This window comes from Desulfovibrio sp. SGI.169, from assembly GCF_050313595.1.
In the GTDB taxonomy this organism is placed as follows: Bacteria; Desulfobacterota; Desulfovibrionia; order Desulfovibrionales; family Desulfovibrionaceae; genus Desulfovibrio.
Genome location: NZ_JBNPLS010000023.1, coordinates 1 through 15387 on the forward strand (window position 1 = coordinate 1; position 15387 = coordinate 15387).

Here is a 15387-nt window from a genome sequence, read left to right on the forward strand (position 1 = left end):
TTCATGCGACTTGGCAAAGAGTTCGGACAACTCTCCAGTCAGGCGCGTCATTTTTTCTTCAAAGGGTTCACCGTCATCTTTCTGTTCTTCAATGCCCACATAGCGCCCCGGCGTGAGGATATAATCCTGTTTTGCTATATCAGCCGTTGCTGCAACAGCGCAAAAGCCTTTCACGTCTTCAAGGGAGCCTGCGGTAAAAGCGTCGTAGGTTTTTGCCAGCTTTGCTATCTCTTCTCCGGTCAGTTCCCGTAGCTTTCGCGTCACCATTGTGCCCATATTCCGGGCATCCATAAACAGGGTTTTTCCCTTCTGTTTTTTGTCTTTGACCAAAAACCAGAGGGAGACGGGGATTTGGGTGGTATAGAAAAGCTGTGGCGGCATGGCAATGATGCAATCCACCAGATCGGCGTCAATAATTTTCCGACGAATCTCACCTTCTCCGCTGGATTGCGAAGACAGGGAACCATTTGCCAGCACCATGCCCATACGCCCGTTTGGAGCCAGATGCCAAATCATATGCTGGAGCCATGCGAAGTTGGCATTTCCGGCTGGCGGCGTCCCATATTGCCAGCGCACATCCTCTTTCAGTTTATCGGCTCCCCAGTTGGAAAGATTGAAAGGTGGATTGGCCATGATGAAATTGGCCTTGACTGTGGAATGTCTGTCAGCAAAAAAAGTATCGGCAGGATAGCCGCCAAGGTCAGCTTCAATGCCGCGAATGGCCAGATTCATCTGGGCCATTTTCCATGTGGTAGGGTTGGCGTCTTGCCCAAAAACAGATATTTTGTTGATATTGCCGCCATGATTTTCAACAAATTTGGCAGACTGCACGAACATACCGCCGGAACCGCAACATGGGTCATAAACACGTCCGTTATATGGCTGCAAAATCTCTACAAGCGTTCTCACAATGCATGAAGGAGTATAAAACTCACCAGCAAGTTTTCCTTCCTGTTCGGCAAACTGTTTCAGACAATACTCATAGGTACGCCCAAGCAAATCTTTTTCATTTCCATGTTGGTGCATTTCAACATTTGTAAACAGGTCAACAACATCGCCAAGCCTGCGTTTATCAAGCTCAGGTCTTGCAAAATTTTTTGGCAATATATCTTTAAGTCGTTGATTTTCCGCTTCGATAGCCAGCATTGCGTTGTCAATAACAGTACCAATTTCAGGAGTATGCGCCGCTTTTGCAATGATTGACCAGCGTGCCGTCTGCGGAACAAAGAAAATATTTTCAGCAGTGTACTCGTCTATATCCTCTTCAAAGCCTTGCCCCTCGGCCTTGAGTTCCTGGTACTTGCCTTCAAATCTGTCTGATATGTATTTGAGAAAAATCAGGCCGAGCACAACGGACTTGTATTCAGAGGCATCCAGATTTCCGCGCAGTACGCAGGCCGCTTTCCAAATCCGTTCTTCAAAGCCGATTTCACTGGTATTGGATGTCGCCATTTTGGTATCCGTGACAGGCTAAAAATTACCCAACTGCCTCGCAAGGCGGGAAAATTGTTATCATCCCGCAAAATCAAGCGCAAGATAGCATTTTCGGGCACGTTGAAGAACAGGACGGCCTCCCGTTTCCTTCAACTTTTGGGCAGTGGACACAGGGTAGAGAAAAGGCCGCCAATGGCGGCCACGGTACGGGAATGCGGATTATTTTATTTTTCCACGCTTTCCGAAAGTTTTCGTAGGAGGGCCTTGATGTCCTCCGCTCTCCATGCGGTTGTTCGTGGGCCGATTTTGACGGGCTTGGGATAGCGTCCGTTTTTGCATCCGGCCCACCATGCGCTCCGGCTGACGGGAATCAGGTTCAGCACCTGCGGCAAGCGCAGCAGGGCGGCATTATCAAGATTATCCATATCGTTACTCCGATTGTGTTATGATGTGAAAACGCATACACAAGTATTGTGTGTGCGCCTACGATTCAGTTTTGGAAGCCATGATACGCTTTCTGGCGAACCAGATCGTTCCCATGGAAATACCCGTTTCCCCGGAAATTTCGGCATTTGATTTTTGCCAGTCAATGCTGCTCCAATCGATCTTTCGGCGAAGCCTTGGCACGTCCGGCGGTAATTCCCTGTGCCCGAATGCTTTTCTGCGTTCCTTCATCAGGACGCGCTTGCGGTCAGTGCATTCCTGCGAACAGCAGCCATATCCATAGAGACCAAAATATTCCCTTCCGCACACTTCACAGGTATACAGACGCTTTCTGGCTTCTTTTCGTTCAATACTGCGTTTGGCATTGATTGCTTCCCTGTTTGCTTCATAGAGTGCCTTTTTTTGGCGTTTATTTTTCTCGGCCTGAGCTTTTGGGGCGCATCCCGGGCAATAGCGTTGTGTGCCGCTCATGACGGTATAGGGCTTGCTGCACATCTCGCAGAGGTCAAGTTTGCCGATCTGACGCGACTCTCCCTGATTTTTCCGCATGGTACATTTTTCAGTGTACGCTTTTTTCCGAAATTTTCGGCATTCCGGGCAGTATTGTGCGTTAGGGCCACCATCAAATGTACAGTTACATTTCTTGCAGGTACGAGTGAGCAGCATATATTCTCCAAAACTATACAAATTACGCTTCTACTGTGAAAAGGAATCCGATTTCACAAGAATATCACGCCTTCAAGTCCATTTTTTGCATATATTCCTTGAGGTAACGACCTGTATAGGGAAGTTCCTGCATTTCCGGGCGAGCCTTTTCCTTGAGAGAGTCGAGATAATTTGCCCAGCGAATCATCATGGCTTTTCGGTCGTCAAGGTACTGTGTCCGATTGTACGCTCTCCCGTTTGGATCGCGTACCGTATGCGCCAGTTGATGTTCTATCAGGTCATACCGTTCCCGCAGAACCTCATCGAGCAATGTTCTTGCGGTTGCCCTGAATCCGTGGATTGTCATTTCCTGCGATGAATATCCCAAATTTCGCAAGGCATTGACGAGCGTAACCTCACAGATTGGCTTTTTGTGATTTCGTATGCCGGGAAACAAAAATTCACCATTCCCTGTTTCAGCATGAAGTTTTTCCATGATGGACATGACCTGAGGAGCGAGTGGAACAATGTGTGGCGTTTTGGTCTTGCTCACAGTGTATCGCCATTCGCATTTCTCAAAATCAATATCCGCCCATTTTGCAGTTATCAATTCTTTCGACCTGACAAACAGGTACGGCATGATCCGAAGAGCGCACCTGACGGCATAATATCCCTTGTATGTCCCATAATTATCTATCTTTACAAGAAGTTTTCCCAATTCCAGCGGATCGAGTATGGCGGCTCTGTGCGTGACCCTGTGCGTTTTCAGCAAGGGCCTGATTGAAGGAATGAGGTCTATTTCTATCAGGCCAAGGGCTATGGCATACTGCATGATCTGACTGCATAGCTGAGCAGCTTTCTTGCAGGTCGATTGAATGTTCTTCCCTTCAATTTTGCGTAAGACATCAACGAGCTCGGATGGTTTGATGTCCCTGATGTACTTTTCACCAAGACAGGGGAGCAAATACCGTTCAATGATCCCCGTGTAGTTTCGCATCGTTTGGGGGGTAACTTTGGAAGCGGCAAGTTTCATCCATTCCCCGGAGACAGCACGAAAGGAATATTTTTCTCTTGTCTGAAGCTCGATCCTTTCCTGACGTTTCACTTCACCGGGGTCTTTGCCCATAGCGTGCTGCGTCCGTGCTTCATCGCGCTTTTTTCGTGCCTGTTCGAGGGAGACGGCAGGGTATGGGCCAAAGGACAGCAGCCCCTCCTTGCCGTTGGCCTGCCGGTATTTCATTTTCCAATGCTTGCCGCCGCTTGGAGTGACATGCAGGAACAACCCTCCGCCATCAAACAGCTTATAGGGAACGTCCTTGGGTTTGGCGTTTTGCACCTGTGTCGCGGTGAGCGGCTTTACCAGTCTGGCCATGTTGAATCCTCCGAATATAGCGCGTCCTGAACGGTTTTTACACCCCTAAATTGACCCCTATATGAGGAGGATGTCAATGGGTGTGTCTGGACAATGCCGGATCAATTATCAACATAATCACTTGAAAAATATAAAATTTATTGTTCAATAACATCCTGTGAAATCTAAATCAAGATTCTTCATGAAGATTTTTATGGAAGTATTGGCCACCATCTGTTGCGCACCTTTTTTGTCGGCTTCCAGGATGCCCGCATAGTCCTGACTGGCGACAATGGCGGCGATGCCCAGGCCACGCCCCTGCGTCAACACCACCTCGAAACCCGGCGTCACGATGGCCGCGTACTCGTCCACAATGCAGAGATACGGCCCGATGCCCACGGTATCCGTGGGCAGGGCTTCCAGTACGTCCGCCGCGTCGCCTTCGATATGAGCGCCGAGGCCGACCGCGCAGGCATTGCGGATAGCGGAAAGACTGATTTTGCCGAGACTGGCCAGTTCGGCGGGGGCTTTTTCCAGAGACGGCAGGAGGACAACGAGGATGCGTCGCTGCATGATGCTGTCAGCGAAGTCCACTTCGCCGTCCTCCGCGCCGTAGATGTGGCTGTAGGTATCCGTCAGGCTGGAAAGCGCCTTGCCGAAGTAGGATTGGGCATACCCGAACTGTTCCGCGAAGGACGGCGGCTGGTCTTTCATCTCCCGTCCGGCGATCCATCCGGAGGTTCCAAGCGCGGCCTGAATGGACGCGCGGGATTCTTCATCCAGTTCAGGATGCAGGGCCAGGGCCACGCATTTTTCCAACGCCAGAGAATCGCGGATGATGCTGGTGGACAGCTTGAGAAGCCCCTTGTCCCGCAGGTCAACCAGGGCGTACATGACGCCGCTGATAAGGGCTTGGGCCTTGTCGGCAAAGATGGAGTTTGCTCCATCCGAAGCGGGCATGAGCGACACCAGAAGCTGCGTCAGAGCTTCCGCGCTTCCGAAGGTGAAGGGATTGTTGGTATTCGACAACCTACGCGGCGACTTGCCCTTGACCTTGCCGGAGGTGCCGTAGTTCAGCACGCGGAAATCATCATCCCGACCCAGGAACCGCGCCATCTGCCATATCTGGACGGCCAGTTTGGGGCTGGCCTTGGGGTCGATGTAGAACAGCCCGCTTGCCGTCGCCAAAGCATTGTAGGACAGGGAAACCAGCGTTTCCGTCTTGCCGGAACCTGTCGTTCCGAAGAGCAGGCAATGGGTGAGAATGTCCTTGGCTTTCAGCCAAAGCTCCTGTTTGTCCTGAAGCCGATTGCCGAGAAAAAAGATACCTTCGGGCTTGGCAAAACCGCTCCGTCCGGGCAGTGGATCGCCCCTGTCCGTGCCGGACAGGCCCATCGGCATACGGAACGGCAGGCGTTCACCATTCACGCAGGCGCAACGGGCGAGAAAGAGCACCAGTCCGAGGCAAAACAACGGCGTGGCGCAAGCCGGGAAAAGAAGCAGACACAGCCCCGCCGTGAAGATGCCGCCGCTCTGCACCTGACCGAGCTTGAGGGCGTCCGCGAGACGCTGCGAAGGGGAGCGCACGTCGCGGTGCAGGCGTTTTCGTTCTTGTGTTTCGTGGTCTTCCAGACCTCTGATGGTTCTGTTCATAAGCGTACCTCTAAAAGTATTCGTCAGCCGACTTCTCATCCTCGTTGGTGGTGCATTCGGGATCGCCTTCCGCATGTGCCAGCACCACGTCCGGGTCCGGCGGCGGCTCAATGGGGGAAGACGCGCCGGAGGAATCCACGGAAGGAGAACCAGCGGCAATGGAATCGACAGACTGTGTTGACGGTTCTTCGGGCATGGGAGGCACAAAGATTTCCGTCAGCCAGCCCTGAGCGGACAGAGCTTCCCTGAGACTTGCCACGGCGGGAGCCACATGCGGTTCAGTCAGAGCCTTCCCTTCCTGTTCTTCCGCCATATAGTGCGCCCATGCCGCAAAACCTTCGGCCCATGCCGCTCGCCCGCCGCATTGATTGAGTGCGTACCAGAGCGGCCTGTCCATCGGGCGAAGCCACAGGAACTGCGAACCAGCCAGAACGCCTTTTTGCCGCGCCCGGTACAGCAGGGCCATGAACCAGGGCAGTTCATACGCGCCATGAATGGTCAGGCACTTCTCGCTCAACACGAAAGCATGGCGTTCCCACTGCTTTTTCAGCTTCTTGGAAAAGTCGCCGTCCTCAAGAAGAGGACAGGACGCCTGCCCGTTTTTTTCGGTATAGAAGAGGGAAACCGCGTCCAGCAGAGCGACGCAACCCTTCTTGTCCCCGCCCGCATAGGCCAGAAAGGCGACGGCCAGAGCGCGGCGGCAGGGCGACAGGCCCTCATATCCCTCAAAAGGTTTGCCGAGTTGTTCCGTCAGCACGGCAAGAACTTTTTCCCCATCCAGCCGGGCATGGCCCCAGGCGGGAAGTTCCGTGGACGGCAGACCGTTTTTCAAAGCCTGCTCCGGCGTGAACGGCTCTCCGGCGTCATTGACCAGCAGGACGTGTTCCAGAGCGAACTGGACGGGCGTCCGGGCGATCCGCCACGGGCCGGAATCGTAGGATTCCGGCGAGAGCAGATACTTGCCGCGCCCGACGACAGGCCGCAGACAGGGGAAGGACTCCGCATTGTTCCGCAACAGGCTTTCCATATTGAAGCGCCGGACGAGTCCGCTGATCCGGCCCATGAAAATGGAGGCGATGCCGAACAAAACGAGCAGCAGCGCAAAGGGCCAGCGAATCCATGAGCCGGTGTAGCTCAGGACTTTTTGCATGGTTTCCCAGGACAAGGAGGCCGGATCGGCTTCCGCGATACGCGCCCATGCCGTTTTCGCCTCCTCAAAGAAGGGCGCGAAGACCTGAATCTGGGCTTTGGCCAGCGCAAGCAGCGGCCCGTTCACATCGTCGGCATGAGCGACATACAGGGCGGGCAGCACCACAAAGACAAAAATCAGGAAGGCGCACCACAAAAAGAGGTGGTCGTCCCTGTTATCCCTGCCGTTCATCGCCTGCCCTCCTCAAGAACGGAGAGCGTGAAAACGCCTTCCCGGCGCAGCCGTTCCAGATTGCTTTTGACGCGCCGGATATAGGCATCCCGACGATGCGGCGTGCGGGAATGGTATGCGCCGATGGCCCGCCAGAGATTGCCCGTGCGCCGGTACTCCTTCCGCAGCAGCCAGGCCGCCGCATAGGCGTTGACACGGCCATCGCGGAGTACGGCGTCAGGCGAAATGCCCATCGCGGCCAGTTCATTGAGATGAACGGTGTTGACCTGAAACGGCCCCATGTCCCAGGTGCCGTTCTTGTTGCTCAGGGCTTCCCCGGTTTTTCCGCCTTCCGTGGCGAGAATGGCAAAAAGCGCGGCGGCGGGCATTCCGCTGGAGTGGGCGGCGTCCAGAACGCAATCCGCCGTCAGCGGACGCAGGGGCGGGAAAGCGACTTTTGCCCGTTCGGCGGCAAAGACCGCATCCGGCAACAGCCACAGGGCCACGAGCAGAAAGAAGGCCGTTCTCATTTGAGTTTCCCCGTGATCTTGACGACATACTCCCCGCCGGTGCCGTAGACCTTGAAGGGATTGTTGCCGCCCATGCCGTTGACGGCGTTGTTGACCTGATTGTGCGCCTCGTTGATTTTCTGGTTGATGTAGGAATTGACCTGACCGCACATGCCCGCGACAATCTGCTCCATGCTCGGCAGGCTCACGCCGAGACTGAAGGCGTCCCCAATGGCGTTGACGGAACCGAGACAGCCGGAAAGCGCGTCGCGTTCGGTTTCCGGGTCGGGCATGAGCACGTCATGCGTGTCCGATACCCGCCCGTTGCGCTCCTGAATCGCGCCGCCCACGGCGTCTTGCATGTCCTGGCAGGAACCGGCGAAACACGGCGAGGCCAGCGCCATGCACAGCAAAAACGTGACAATATATTTCATGTCGGTATCTCCAATAATGGGGGTCAAGGGGCATCATGCCCCTTGCGGGGGAGTGGGGGCAGCGCCCCCACATCTTCCCTCCTATTTTCCTCTTTTCTTCGCGCTGAAATCGGGAGCGCCGCCCGGAGCGACGGGCCAGGTCTTTTTGCATCCGGGGTAGCCGGAGCAGCCGTAGAACTCGCCTTTCGCGCCGGTGCGCTTGATGAGCGGCTTGCCGCAAGCCTTGCAGGCATGTTCGGAGAGCGCGGGCCTGGGCCTGGCCGTGCCGGGCTTGCCGTTGTCGTCAGGCAAAATGACCTTACAGTCGGGATACGCCGTGCAGCCCCAGAACCACGAACCGTCTTTTTTGCGCTTGCGGCGGTTCAGGGCCGCGCCGCAGTCCGGGCAGGGAAACGCGGGTCTGCCGTCGCCCAGGATGGGAGCAAGCAAGTCCGGCAGAATTTTTTTCTGCTCCGCAAGGAAGACATCGAGCGTTTCCCTACCCTGAGCGATGGCCTCAAGACGGGACTCCCATTCCGCCGTGGTAATGGGGTCTTTGAGCGCGGGCGGGGTGAGGTCGATGATTTCCCGGCCCAGAGGCGTGGAAACGATGGACTTTTTGTCAAGCGCCAGGTAGCCGCGCTCTTTCAGGGTTTCGAGAACCTTGGCGCGTGTGGCCTCGGTGCCGATGCCCTTGGTTTCCCTGAGAGTGGCTTTGGCGTCGGCGTCGCCCACAAAGCGGTGGACACTGGCCATAGCCTCGACGAGCGTTCCCTCGGAGAAACGGGAAGGCGGCGAAGTCTTTTTCTTCACGCTTTCCACTTTCCGGCAGTTCACGGCATCTCCCTGCTCGACCGGAGGCAGAGATTCCTCTTCCTGTCTGTCGTCTTCCTCGTCTTTGGAGAAGGCCGTCCATCCGGCGTCCACCATGCGCCGCCCCGTGACCTCCCATCGGGTATCGGCAAGGTTGACCGCGATTTTTCGCGCTTCATAACGCATGGGCGGATGAAATTGCAGGCAAAAGGCCGTGGCAATCATGCGATAGAGAGAGCGTTCCTCCATTTTGAGATTGTCCGGGGGCAGTTCGCCCGTGGGCGCGATGGCGTGGTGCGCGGTGACTTTCTGCGTGTTCCAGGCGGCGCTTTTGAGCGAAGCGTCCGCCGTTCCCGCCACCTGTTCCAGACCGGGAAGCGAGGAAAGCGCGGCCAGCACGGCGGCGGCTCCGTCAAACTGTTCTCCCGGCAGATAGCGGCAGTCCGTTCTGGGGTAGGTGGTCAATTTACGCTCATACAGGGATTGCGCGGTATCCAGCACTTCCTGAGCCGACATGCCGAGTTGGACGGAAGCGGCTTTTTGCAGGGAAGAAAGACTGTGCGGCAGAGGCGCGGCCTTGCTTTTGTTCTCCCGCAGGGATTCCGTGACAACGCCCTCCACGCCGTTGACCCGTTCAAGAACTGCGGCAACCTGGGTGAAATCCACCATGCGGCCGGAAGCGTCCAGTCCGGCCTGCGCCTCGGAAGGAACAAAGGTGGCCGTAAACTCTCCGGCGGCATGAGCGAGAGCGGCCCGCAGCACGAAATAATCCGTGGGCTTGAAGTTTGTGATTTCCCTGTCGCGGGCGACGACCAGGGCAAGCGTGGGCGTCTGGACGCGGCCCAAAGAAAGCGTTTCGGAGCGTCCGCCTTCCCTGCCCTTGATTGTCATGGCTCTCGTGGCGTTGATGCCCACCAGCCAGTCGGCCAGACTTCTGGCGCGGGCGGCGTCGCGCAGCGGCGCATAGGGCGCATTGTCCCTGATGCCGTTCAGGGCGATACGGACGGATTTGTCATCCAGAGACGGCAGCCAAATACGGGCCACCGGGCCGCGATACTTGAAATGCTCCAGCACTTCGTCCACGAGAAGCTGGCCCTCGCGGTCGGGATCGCCCGCGTTGACCACGGAATCGGCTTCGCGCAGCAGGGAGCCGATGACGGCAAGCTGCTTCGCGGCATCTTTTCTGATCTTGTATTTCCACTCGGAGGGGATGATGGGCAGGTGTTCGCGTCGCCATTGGGAATATTCGGGCTTGTACTCCTGCGGCCAGGCAAGTTCGAGCATGTGCCCGAAGCACCATGTCACCACATCGTCGCCGCAGCGGATGCACCCGCTGTCCGTGCGGCCGTTGCCCAGGCCGTTGGCGATGGCTTTTGCGAGATTGGGTTTTTCGGCAATGAAAAGTCGCATATCACATCCTCATGCGCCGCGCGGAAGCGGCGTTCTGTTCGTTCAAGGGAAGGGGATTACCAGCGGCAGCGTTTGCGCCATTGGCTTTCATTGTTTCTTGTTTCGCGGCGTCCGCCCATGCAGGCCACGCGGATGGCGCGGAAACAGGCAATGGGCGTCATGCCGGTGCGCTGCACGAGGTACAAAACGAAGATTGCCGCGAAGGCAATGGCCGCAGTCCAGTACGCCCAATGAAAGAGCCAGAGGGCCAGAGGAAAGACGGCGCGGGCGTCCAGTATGAATATTTTGGGGGCGAGCGCGGTGTCGCGCCAGAGAACGTCAGCCATTACAAGTCCTCCTCGGCGGCAAAGCGTGCATCCAGCGCGGAGACGCTGGAATCCTTGAAACGTCTTGACTTTCCCTCCGGCAGCCAGGATTCCATGAGCAGCATCCGTTGCCACAGGTCGGGGAAATAACCGCGAAGCGTCCGCAGCTCATCCAGAGGTTGCAGCGGGCAGCAAAAACAACTGACGCGGCTGAAGAAATGGTACAGACCATCCCAGGTGAAACCTCGTTTATAGCAGTAGGCCAGCGCGTCGGCTTCCGTGACGCCCCATTCCACCAACGGATACCGTTGTACGCAGTAGGCGCTGTTCCTTTTGGTCACGCCGTCCAGACGATGCTGTTCATCGGCGGCAAAACCGATGCACTGGCGCAGAGGCAGCCCAAGGCCATTCTGATGAGTAAGCCCCAGCAGATGCGCTTTCAGGGCAATCTGTTTCAGGTTCGTGCACCAGCGCCGCCGTGCGGCGGGCCAGCCCCGGCCAATCATATGCACCTGCCGTGTTCCCCGCCTGACCACCGGATATTCCGAAAACATCCAGTCAAACGGCGATTTTTCCGTTTCCACCCCCACCGGCAGCCGTGCGCGCAGGCGCGTGATTTTCAGGCCGGTGAAAGTTTCGAGCTTTGCCAGATGTTCGTACATTTCGGGAAATTCCCATCCGGTGTCGAAAAACACGACATCGGCCACGGGTTCGCCGCGTTCGAGGAGCATGAGCAGCATGGCCGTGCTGTCCTTTCCGCCGGACAGGGAAACCACATTCGCGGGATGTTTCATCACAGCTCCTCCAGCGGAGCGCCCATGAGCGGGTCGATCTCCAGATAGAAGGCGTCTTCACCCTGAGCGGCATCCTGTTCCGTTTCGGGACGGAACGGACGCATGTACAGACGAAGCAGTCCGGATTGGGGATCGGGCAGGGGCATGGCCTGAAAGACGAGTCCGAAGGAATCATTCCTGTTCTTGAAGCCCGCGCCGATGCGCAGCCAGGAGGATTTTGTCTCTCCTTCCTTGACGTACTCCCTGATGCTGAAGATTTCGTAATACGGAATGTTGTCGTTATGCTGTTGCGCCATAATCGGTTCCTTTCTTGTGTTTGCGTTCCGCCAGAATCGCCAGATAGCTGTCCCTGGCGATTTTCCCGTCCTCATAGGCGGCCTGGGCGGCGTCCTGAATCCTCTGGCCGGAAGCGGCCAGCAGGTCTTCGGTTTTCAGAATCAGACGTTCCAGCGGAGTATCCAGCAGCGTTTCCCGAATTTCCGGGGTGAAAGCCAGATACTCGCGCAGGGCGATACGTCCGCTGTTGTCCGGCAGGGGAAGCAGACGCTGCGAGATGACCAGCCGCAGGCAGGAAAGCAGCGTGGCCGTGACTTGCAGCCGTTCGACGAACGGGAAAACGTTGATGATGCGGGAAAGCGTTTCCGGCACGGAGCGGGTATGCACGGTGGAATAGGCGGCTACGCCGATTTCCGCGCTTTCCATCATGCCCCGGAGGGTGTCGGGATCGCGGCTTTCCCCGATGAGCACCACGTCCGGGGCCGTGCGTGTGCTGTTGCGCGTGGCCGTGAGAAAGGACTTCAGGTGTTCGGGAATCGTGCTTTGCGAAACAGGTCCGCCGGGATGGGGCACGGCGTCAAAGTCAAACTCGATGGGCGCTTCATAGGTGCTGACGTTGCGTCCGCCTGTTTCGATGATGCGCCGCAGGATGGCGGCCAGCAGCGTGGACTTGCCCGATCCCATGACGCCCGTGACTAGTACCAGGCCGTTGGACGGCGTGGCATGTTCGAGAATCCCCTGTTCCACATGCAGGTCTTCCAGAGCGGGCGGCATGGAAGGAATGGTGCGGAACACGATTTTGACGCCGGTGGAATACCCGTCCGCCACCGGCGTGGCGTTGCCGCGAAAACGGCGGCGCACACCGCGCGATTCCTCTATTTCATGGGCGAAATCGTAATCGGACTGGCCGGACTTGATGAGCGCGGTCACGGAGTTGTTTTTGGTCAGACGCTCCAGAGCGGCCAGCAGTTCATCGGTCGTGATGCCCCGTTGCGTGACCATCCGCCATACGCCGTTGAGACGCATCCATGCGGGCAGACCGGAACGCAGATTGAGATCGGACATGCCGCAATGGGTGCCCCAGAGCAGCAAATCGTTGAGTTCCGTATGCGTCCAGCGGATGCGCGGTTCCTTCGGATACAAATCAATGGCCCCATGTTATTTTCCCCCTTTCTTCCGGGACGCAGGCGGTGCGACCGTGAAGGCGGAAGGCGCGGTGATCCGGTACACCTTCTGGCCGATGTTCAGCTTGTTGTTGTCGGACTGGCGCATCCCCAGGTCGGCGGACGCCGTATTGACCCGGCTCAACAGATGTTGCGCGGTCAGCAGGTGGTAGAGCATGACGCCGCGATAGCTCCGCGCCATGCGGGACACGTTGTCGGCATAGAGTTGGTCGGCTTCGGTCAGACCTTGCGCCCAGGCTTCGCGCACCGCCGTCCGCCAGATGGCGCGTTCTTCCGCGTTCTTCGGCAGCACGGCGGGATTGGGCTGTTCCGGTTCGGGGAAGTCGTCCGCCATGAGAAATTCTCGCCAGTTGGGCACGACCGCGATGTACCGCGCCGGTTCCAGCAGCTCATAAGTTGTTTTGGCGGCTGTGGCCGTTGCTCCGTCCTCGATGCGCATGGACGCGCCTGCCCGCGTCAGCAGGGGCGGCATGATCAGGGCTTCACCCTGCGTGAGCATAAGCGGCGCAAAGTTGAAGGCCGTGTCCATGATGGCGCTGTAGCGTTCCGTTTCCGCCACAAGCTGGCCGTAGCGCCAGGACATGGCGGTCTGGAACGTGACCAGCCGCGCCGCTTCCCGGATGGCCGAAGGTCGCATGAGCTGGACGGCGGTTTTTTCTCTGGTGTCCGCGCCCTTCATTTCCAGCAGCGCCGCCAGTTCGGCGGGGTCGCCGTGGCGCGGGCCGGATGCCGGATCGGCGGGAAGGTACACCTCAAGGGATTGTTCCGCGCCGTCTTCCCGGTACGCGGCGTCATGGGGCACGAATTTCCCTGTTCCCTTGTCGGCGCTGTCGGCGGGAGCCGGAGCGTTGACCGTCTCCGGCGGCACAGGCGCGGGATTCACCACGTCCCCCCGTTTCCCGGCACAGCCTGCAAGGCAGATAGTGAAGGCCAGCGGAAGCAGCAGAGAAAAGAATTTGCCGTTGCCCGTGTTTTCCCCGCTTTTTTCAGGAATGCGGAAACGTGACAAAAAATCGTTCTGTCGGCTGAGATGGTGATACAGCACAATAAAACAGCCAATGATGACCAGAACGGCGCACATGCCGAACGCCCAGCAGACAGCGGAAGAGTCAGCGGCTTCATACCCCTTGCTGAATCCCAGCGTATAACTGTAGTCGTCGATTTTGGGCATGGGCATGGGGGAAGACAATATTTCCATGTCTGTCGCACTCATAACCTTCCCTCCGCGCCGGACGTGCTGGCCAGCGTCAGCACCCTGTTGACCGGATCGACGCGCACCACGGCTTGCGGCTGAATCTGCCAGGCGATGTCTTCCAGCAGCTCACGCGCCGGGCGGTTCAGGCCATGCACCACAATGGGCATGGTTTGCGCCGTGGGAGCGCCGGTTTTCCGGTATCGGTAGCCGAGTTGCAGGCAGATTTCCTTGAGTGCGCCGGAAGCCTCGCCTGTCCAGGTAAGGGAAATGGGCAGGTTCAACGAAGGATCGGCGGGCGGCAGCAGCGGCTGCATCCCCTGGCCGCGCAGTCTGGCGAGCATGGCGAGTTCGCCGTGGGCCTGTTCCGCAGCCTGTCCAAGCGTGGCTGAAACAAAATCAACGGAAGGCGGAACCGGAGGCGCGGCTTTCTCCGCGCAGGCCGCAAGAGCCAGACAGGACAGTATCAATAGAGTTTTGGGAAACACGAAGGTACTCCTTCAATTTTAAGGTTAAGAGAGACACGCCCCCGCCCGCTACGGGCGCTTGCGGAAACCCAACAGCCAGCGGCACAGCGGCAGGAAGCGACGGTGACGCAAAATGGAAATGCGCCAGAGCGTCGTGACCATGCCGAGCAGACAGGGCGGCGCAATGCAGGCCAATGACAGGAAGGAAACCGGACTGTGCGACCATGCCGCCGTAATGAGGCAGGCCAGCATCGGAACGGCGAACACCAGCAGACGCAGGCGCAGGGTTGTGATGACGCCGGGAATATCCGCGTCGGCAATGCCCCAGGCCGCAAGCACATGACGAAAATTCTCCGTCAGTTCCTGCTGTTCCTCTGCCGAGCGGTGACGCCGGAATGCGTTCAGCCGGGAGCGGAAGTCGCCGCGAAGCCCGGCCACATGCCGCCCGGACGAACTGGCCGCATCCAGAATCGTTTGAAGAAAGGCAGGTGTTTTCATGCCGACCTCCAGCCGGGGCAATTCGCCTCAAACACAGCGCGGGCAAAGCCCATCGGCGTGGCGCTGCGAAGATTCGCCCGTTCCGGTGAAGGCGGAAGTCGGTGCATCCTGCTTCCCTGCACCGGCTCAAGCCGTTTGGGCGGCGGCATGACGAATCCACCACCCGTCCACAGACAGGTTTTCTTGGTGTACAGGTCGTTTTCACCGCCCGGATAGCCCGCGTAATCACAGGGATCGAAGGTAAAATCAGGTTTGCGCCAGTAAGTTGAGATGGTGGAAACGGGGTTTTCGATGATGTACGGCGCGCGCGTCCATTCCGCGATGCGGATGGAGGCATAGAAAAGGCGTATGGACTGGAATAGCGCGAACAGCCCCTTGTCTCTGAACCATCTTGCCCCGGAAACGGCCACATCCGTGCAGGGCGGGAAGAAGGCGGCGAAAGTGATGGGACTGAACGGCGGCATCCAGTCGCGCATGTCCGCGCCGACACGGATAATGTTTCCCTGTCTCGTTTCTCCCTGCGGATGCTGTATATCGACGCAGTAACAGAGGTATCCCGCTTCCGCCCAGGGGCGCACCATGTTGCCGGTCAAGTCAAAGCAACTGATGACGGTTTTTTCCTTGTCGAAAATATCCATA

General features: G+C 57.5%; 17 protein-coding genes. All 17 read right to left on the reverse strand.

Annotation, left to right across the window (positions count from 1 at the left end):
* Positions 1 to 1452 (reverse strand): N-6 DNA methylase (locus ACQRA4_RS10680; protein WP_427823063.1); only part of this gene is annotated, 1452 nt, incomplete at its 3' end.
* Positions 1453 to 1658: 206 nt separating this feature from the next.
* Positions 1659 to 1859: a helix-turn-helix transcriptional regulator gene (locus ACQRA4_RS10685; RefSeq protein WP_427823064.1), complete on the reverse strand. Its 201-nt coding sequence runs from the start codon at positions 1857 to 1859 to the stop codon at positions 1659 to 1661.
* 58 nt (positions 1860 to 1917) lie between these two features.
* Positions 1918 to 2544 carry a hypothetical protein gene (locus ACQRA4_RS10690; protein WP_427823065.1) on the reverse strand — a complete coding sequence of 209 codons (627 nt, stop codon included), beginning with the start codon at positions 2542 to 2544 and terminating at the stop codon, positions 1918 to 1920.
* A gap of 64 nt (positions 2545 to 2608) precedes the next feature.
* Positions 2609 to 3895 carry a tyrosine-type recombinase/integrase gene (locus tag ACQRA4_RS10695; RefSeq protein ID WP_427823066.1) on the reverse strand — a complete coding sequence of 429 codons (1287 nt, stop codon included), beginning with the start codon at positions 3893 to 3895 and terminating at the stop codon, positions 2609 to 2611.
* A gap of 144 nt (positions 3896 to 4039) precedes the next feature.
* The gene (locus tag ACQRA4_RS10700) at positions 4040 to 5527 is read right to left on the reverse strand and encodes a type IV secretory system conjugative DNA transfer family protein (protein ID WP_427823067.1); all 1488 of its coding nucleotides are present in this window, start codon (positions 5525 to 5527) and stop codon (positions 4040 to 4042) included.
* A gap of 10 nt (positions 5528 to 5537) precedes the next feature.
* Positions 5538 to 6908 (reverse strand): hypothetical protein, encoded by a 1371-nt coding sequence (locus tag ACQRA4_RS10705; RefSeq protein WP_427823068.1) that lies wholly within the window; start codon positions 6906 to 6908, stop codon positions 5538 to 5540.
* A complete protein-coding gene (locus tag ACQRA4_RS10710) occupies positions 6905 to 7417 on the reverse strand; it encodes a lytic transglycosylase domain-containing protein (RefSeq protein WP_427823069.1) in 513 nt (170 codons plus the stop codon). The genes ACQRA4_RS10705 and ACQRA4_RS10710 overlap by 4 nt, the downstream gene beginning before the upstream one ends.
* Positions 7414 to 7830 carry a hypothetical protein gene (locus tag ACQRA4_RS10715; RefSeq protein ID WP_427823070.1) on the reverse strand — a complete coding sequence of 139 codons (417 nt, stop codon included), beginning with the start codon at positions 7828 to 7830 and terminating at the stop codon, positions 7414 to 7416. Before ACQRA4_RS10715 ends, ACQRA4_RS10710 begins: the two co-directional genes overlap by 4 nt.
* Before the next feature lie 81 nt (positions 7831 to 7911).
* Positions 7912 to 10032 (reverse strand): DNA topoisomerase 3, encoded by a 2121-nt coding sequence (locus tag ACQRA4_RS10720; protein ID WP_427823071.1) that lies wholly within the window; start codon positions 10030 to 10032, stop codon positions 7912 to 7914.
* Between the two features lie 56 nt (positions 10033 to 10088).
* On the reverse strand, positions 10089 to 10358 hold the full coding sequence (gene icmT, locus ACQRA4_RS10725) for an IcmT/TraK family protein (RefSeq protein ID WP_427823072.1): 270 nt from the start codon (positions 10356 to 10358) through the stop codon (positions 10089 to 10091).
* Positions 10358 to 11131 carry a phosphoadenosine phosphosulfate reductase family protein gene (locus ACQRA4_RS10730; RefSeq protein WP_427823073.1) on the reverse strand — a complete coding sequence of 258 codons (774 nt, stop codon included), beginning with the start codon at positions 11129 to 11131 and terminating at the stop codon, positions 10358 to 10360. Before ACQRA4_RS10730 ends, icmT begins: the two co-directional genes overlap by 1 nt.
* Positions 11131 to 11427, reverse strand: coding sequence for a hypothetical protein (locus ACQRA4_RS10735; protein WP_407844524.1), 297 nt, complete (start codon positions 11425 to 11427; stop codon positions 11131 to 11133). The genes ACQRA4_RS10730 and ACQRA4_RS10735 overlap by 1 nt, the downstream gene beginning before the upstream one ends.
* The gene (locus tag ACQRA4_RS10740) at positions 11411 to 12550 is read right to left on the reverse strand and encodes a type IV pilus twitching motility protein PilT (protein ID WP_427823074.1); all 1140 of its coding nucleotides are present in this window, start codon (positions 12548 to 12550) and stop codon (positions 11411 to 11413) included. Before ACQRA4_RS10740 ends, ACQRA4_RS10735 begins: the two co-directional genes overlap by 17 nt.
* A gap of 15 nt (positions 12551 to 12565) precedes the next feature.
* Positions 12566 to 13804, reverse strand: a complete 1239-nt coding sequence (locus tag ACQRA4_RS10745; protein WP_427823075.1) for a type IV secretory system conjugative DNA transfer family protein — start codon at positions 13802 to 13804, stop codon at positions 12566 to 12568.
* The gene (locus tag ACQRA4_RS10750) at positions 13801 to 14271 is read right to left on the reverse strand and encodes a DotD/TraH family lipoprotein (RefSeq protein WP_427823076.1); all 471 of its coding nucleotides are present in this window, start codon (positions 14269 to 14271) and stop codon (positions 13801 to 13803) included. The genes ACQRA4_RS10745 and ACQRA4_RS10750 overlap by 4 nt, the downstream gene beginning before the upstream one ends.
* A gap of 48 nt (positions 14272 to 14319) precedes the next feature.
* Positions 14320 to 14748 carry a hypothetical protein gene (locus tag ACQRA4_RS10755; protein ID WP_427823077.1) on the reverse strand — a complete coding sequence of 143 codons (429 nt, stop codon included), beginning with the start codon at positions 14746 to 14748 and terminating at the stop codon, positions 14320 to 14322.
* Positions 14745 to 15386 carry a hypothetical protein gene (locus tag ACQRA4_RS10760; protein ID WP_427823078.1) on the reverse strand — a complete coding sequence of 214 codons (642 nt, stop codon included), beginning with the start codon at positions 15384 to 15386 and terminating at the stop codon, positions 14745 to 14747. The genes ACQRA4_RS10755 and ACQRA4_RS10760 overlap by 4 nt, the downstream gene beginning before the upstream one ends.
* Position 15387: the final 1 nt, after the last annotated feature.

Bases quoted from the DNA above. Each gene is read 5' to 3' on its own strand.
- ACQRA4_RS10735 (WP_407844524.1), bottom strand. From the start codon at position 11,427: ATGGCGCAACAGCATAACGACAACATTCCGTATTACGAAATCTTCAGC.
- ACQRA4_RS10760 (WP_427823078.1), bottom strand. From the start codon at position 15,386: ATGGATATTTTCGACAAGGAAAAAACCGTCATCAGTTGCTTTGACTTG.
- ACQRA4_RS10715 (WP_427823070.1), bottom strand. From the start codon at position 7,830: ATGAAATATATTGTCACGTTTTTGCTGTGCATGGCGCTGGCCTCGCCG.
- ACQRA4_RS10690 (WP_427823065.1), bottom strand. From the start codon at position 2,544: ATGCTGCTCACTCGTACCTGCAAGAAATGTAACTGTACATTTGATGGT.
- ACQRA4_RS10710 (WP_427823069.1), bottom strand. From the start codon at position 7,417: ATGAGAACGGCCTTCTTTCTGCTCGTGGCCCTGTGGCTGTTGCCGGAT.
- ACQRA4_RS10720 (WP_427823071.1), bottom strand. From the start codon at position 10,032: ATGCGACTTTTCATTGCCGAAAAACCCAATCTCGCAAAAGCCATCGCC.
- ACQRA4_RS10700 (WP_427823067.1), bottom strand. From the start codon at position 5,527: ATGAACAGAACCATCAGAGGTCTGGAAGACCACGAAACACAAGAACGA.
- ACQRA4_RS10745 (WP_427823075.1), bottom strand. From the start codon at position 13,804: ATGAGTGCGACAGACATGGAAATATTGTCTTCCCCCATGCCCATGCCC.
- ACQRA4_RS10730 (WP_427823073.1), bottom strand. From the start codon at position 11,131: ATGAAACATCCCGCGAATGTGGTTTCCCTGTCCGGCGGAAAGGACAGC.
- ACQRA4_RS10705 (WP_427823068.1), bottom strand. From the start codon at position 6,908: ATGAACGGCAGGGATAACAGGGACGACCACCTCTTTTTGTGGTGCGCC.
- icmT (WP_427823072.1), bottom strand. From the start codon at position 10,358: ATGGCTGACGTTCTCTGGCGCGACACCGCGCTCGCCCCCAAAATATTC.
- ACQRA4_RS10695 (WP_427823066.1), bottom strand. From the start codon at position 3,895: ATGGCCAGACTGGTAAAGCCGCTCACCGCGACACAGGTGCAAAACGCC.
- ACQRA4_RS10685 (WP_427823064.1), bottom strand. From the start codon at position 1,859: ATGGATAATCTTGATAATGCCGCCCTGCTGCGCTTGCCGCAGGTGCTG.
- ACQRA4_RS10755 (WP_427823077.1), bottom strand. From the start codon at position 14,748: ATGAAAACACCTGCCTTTCTTCAAACGATTCTGGATGCGGCCAGTTCG.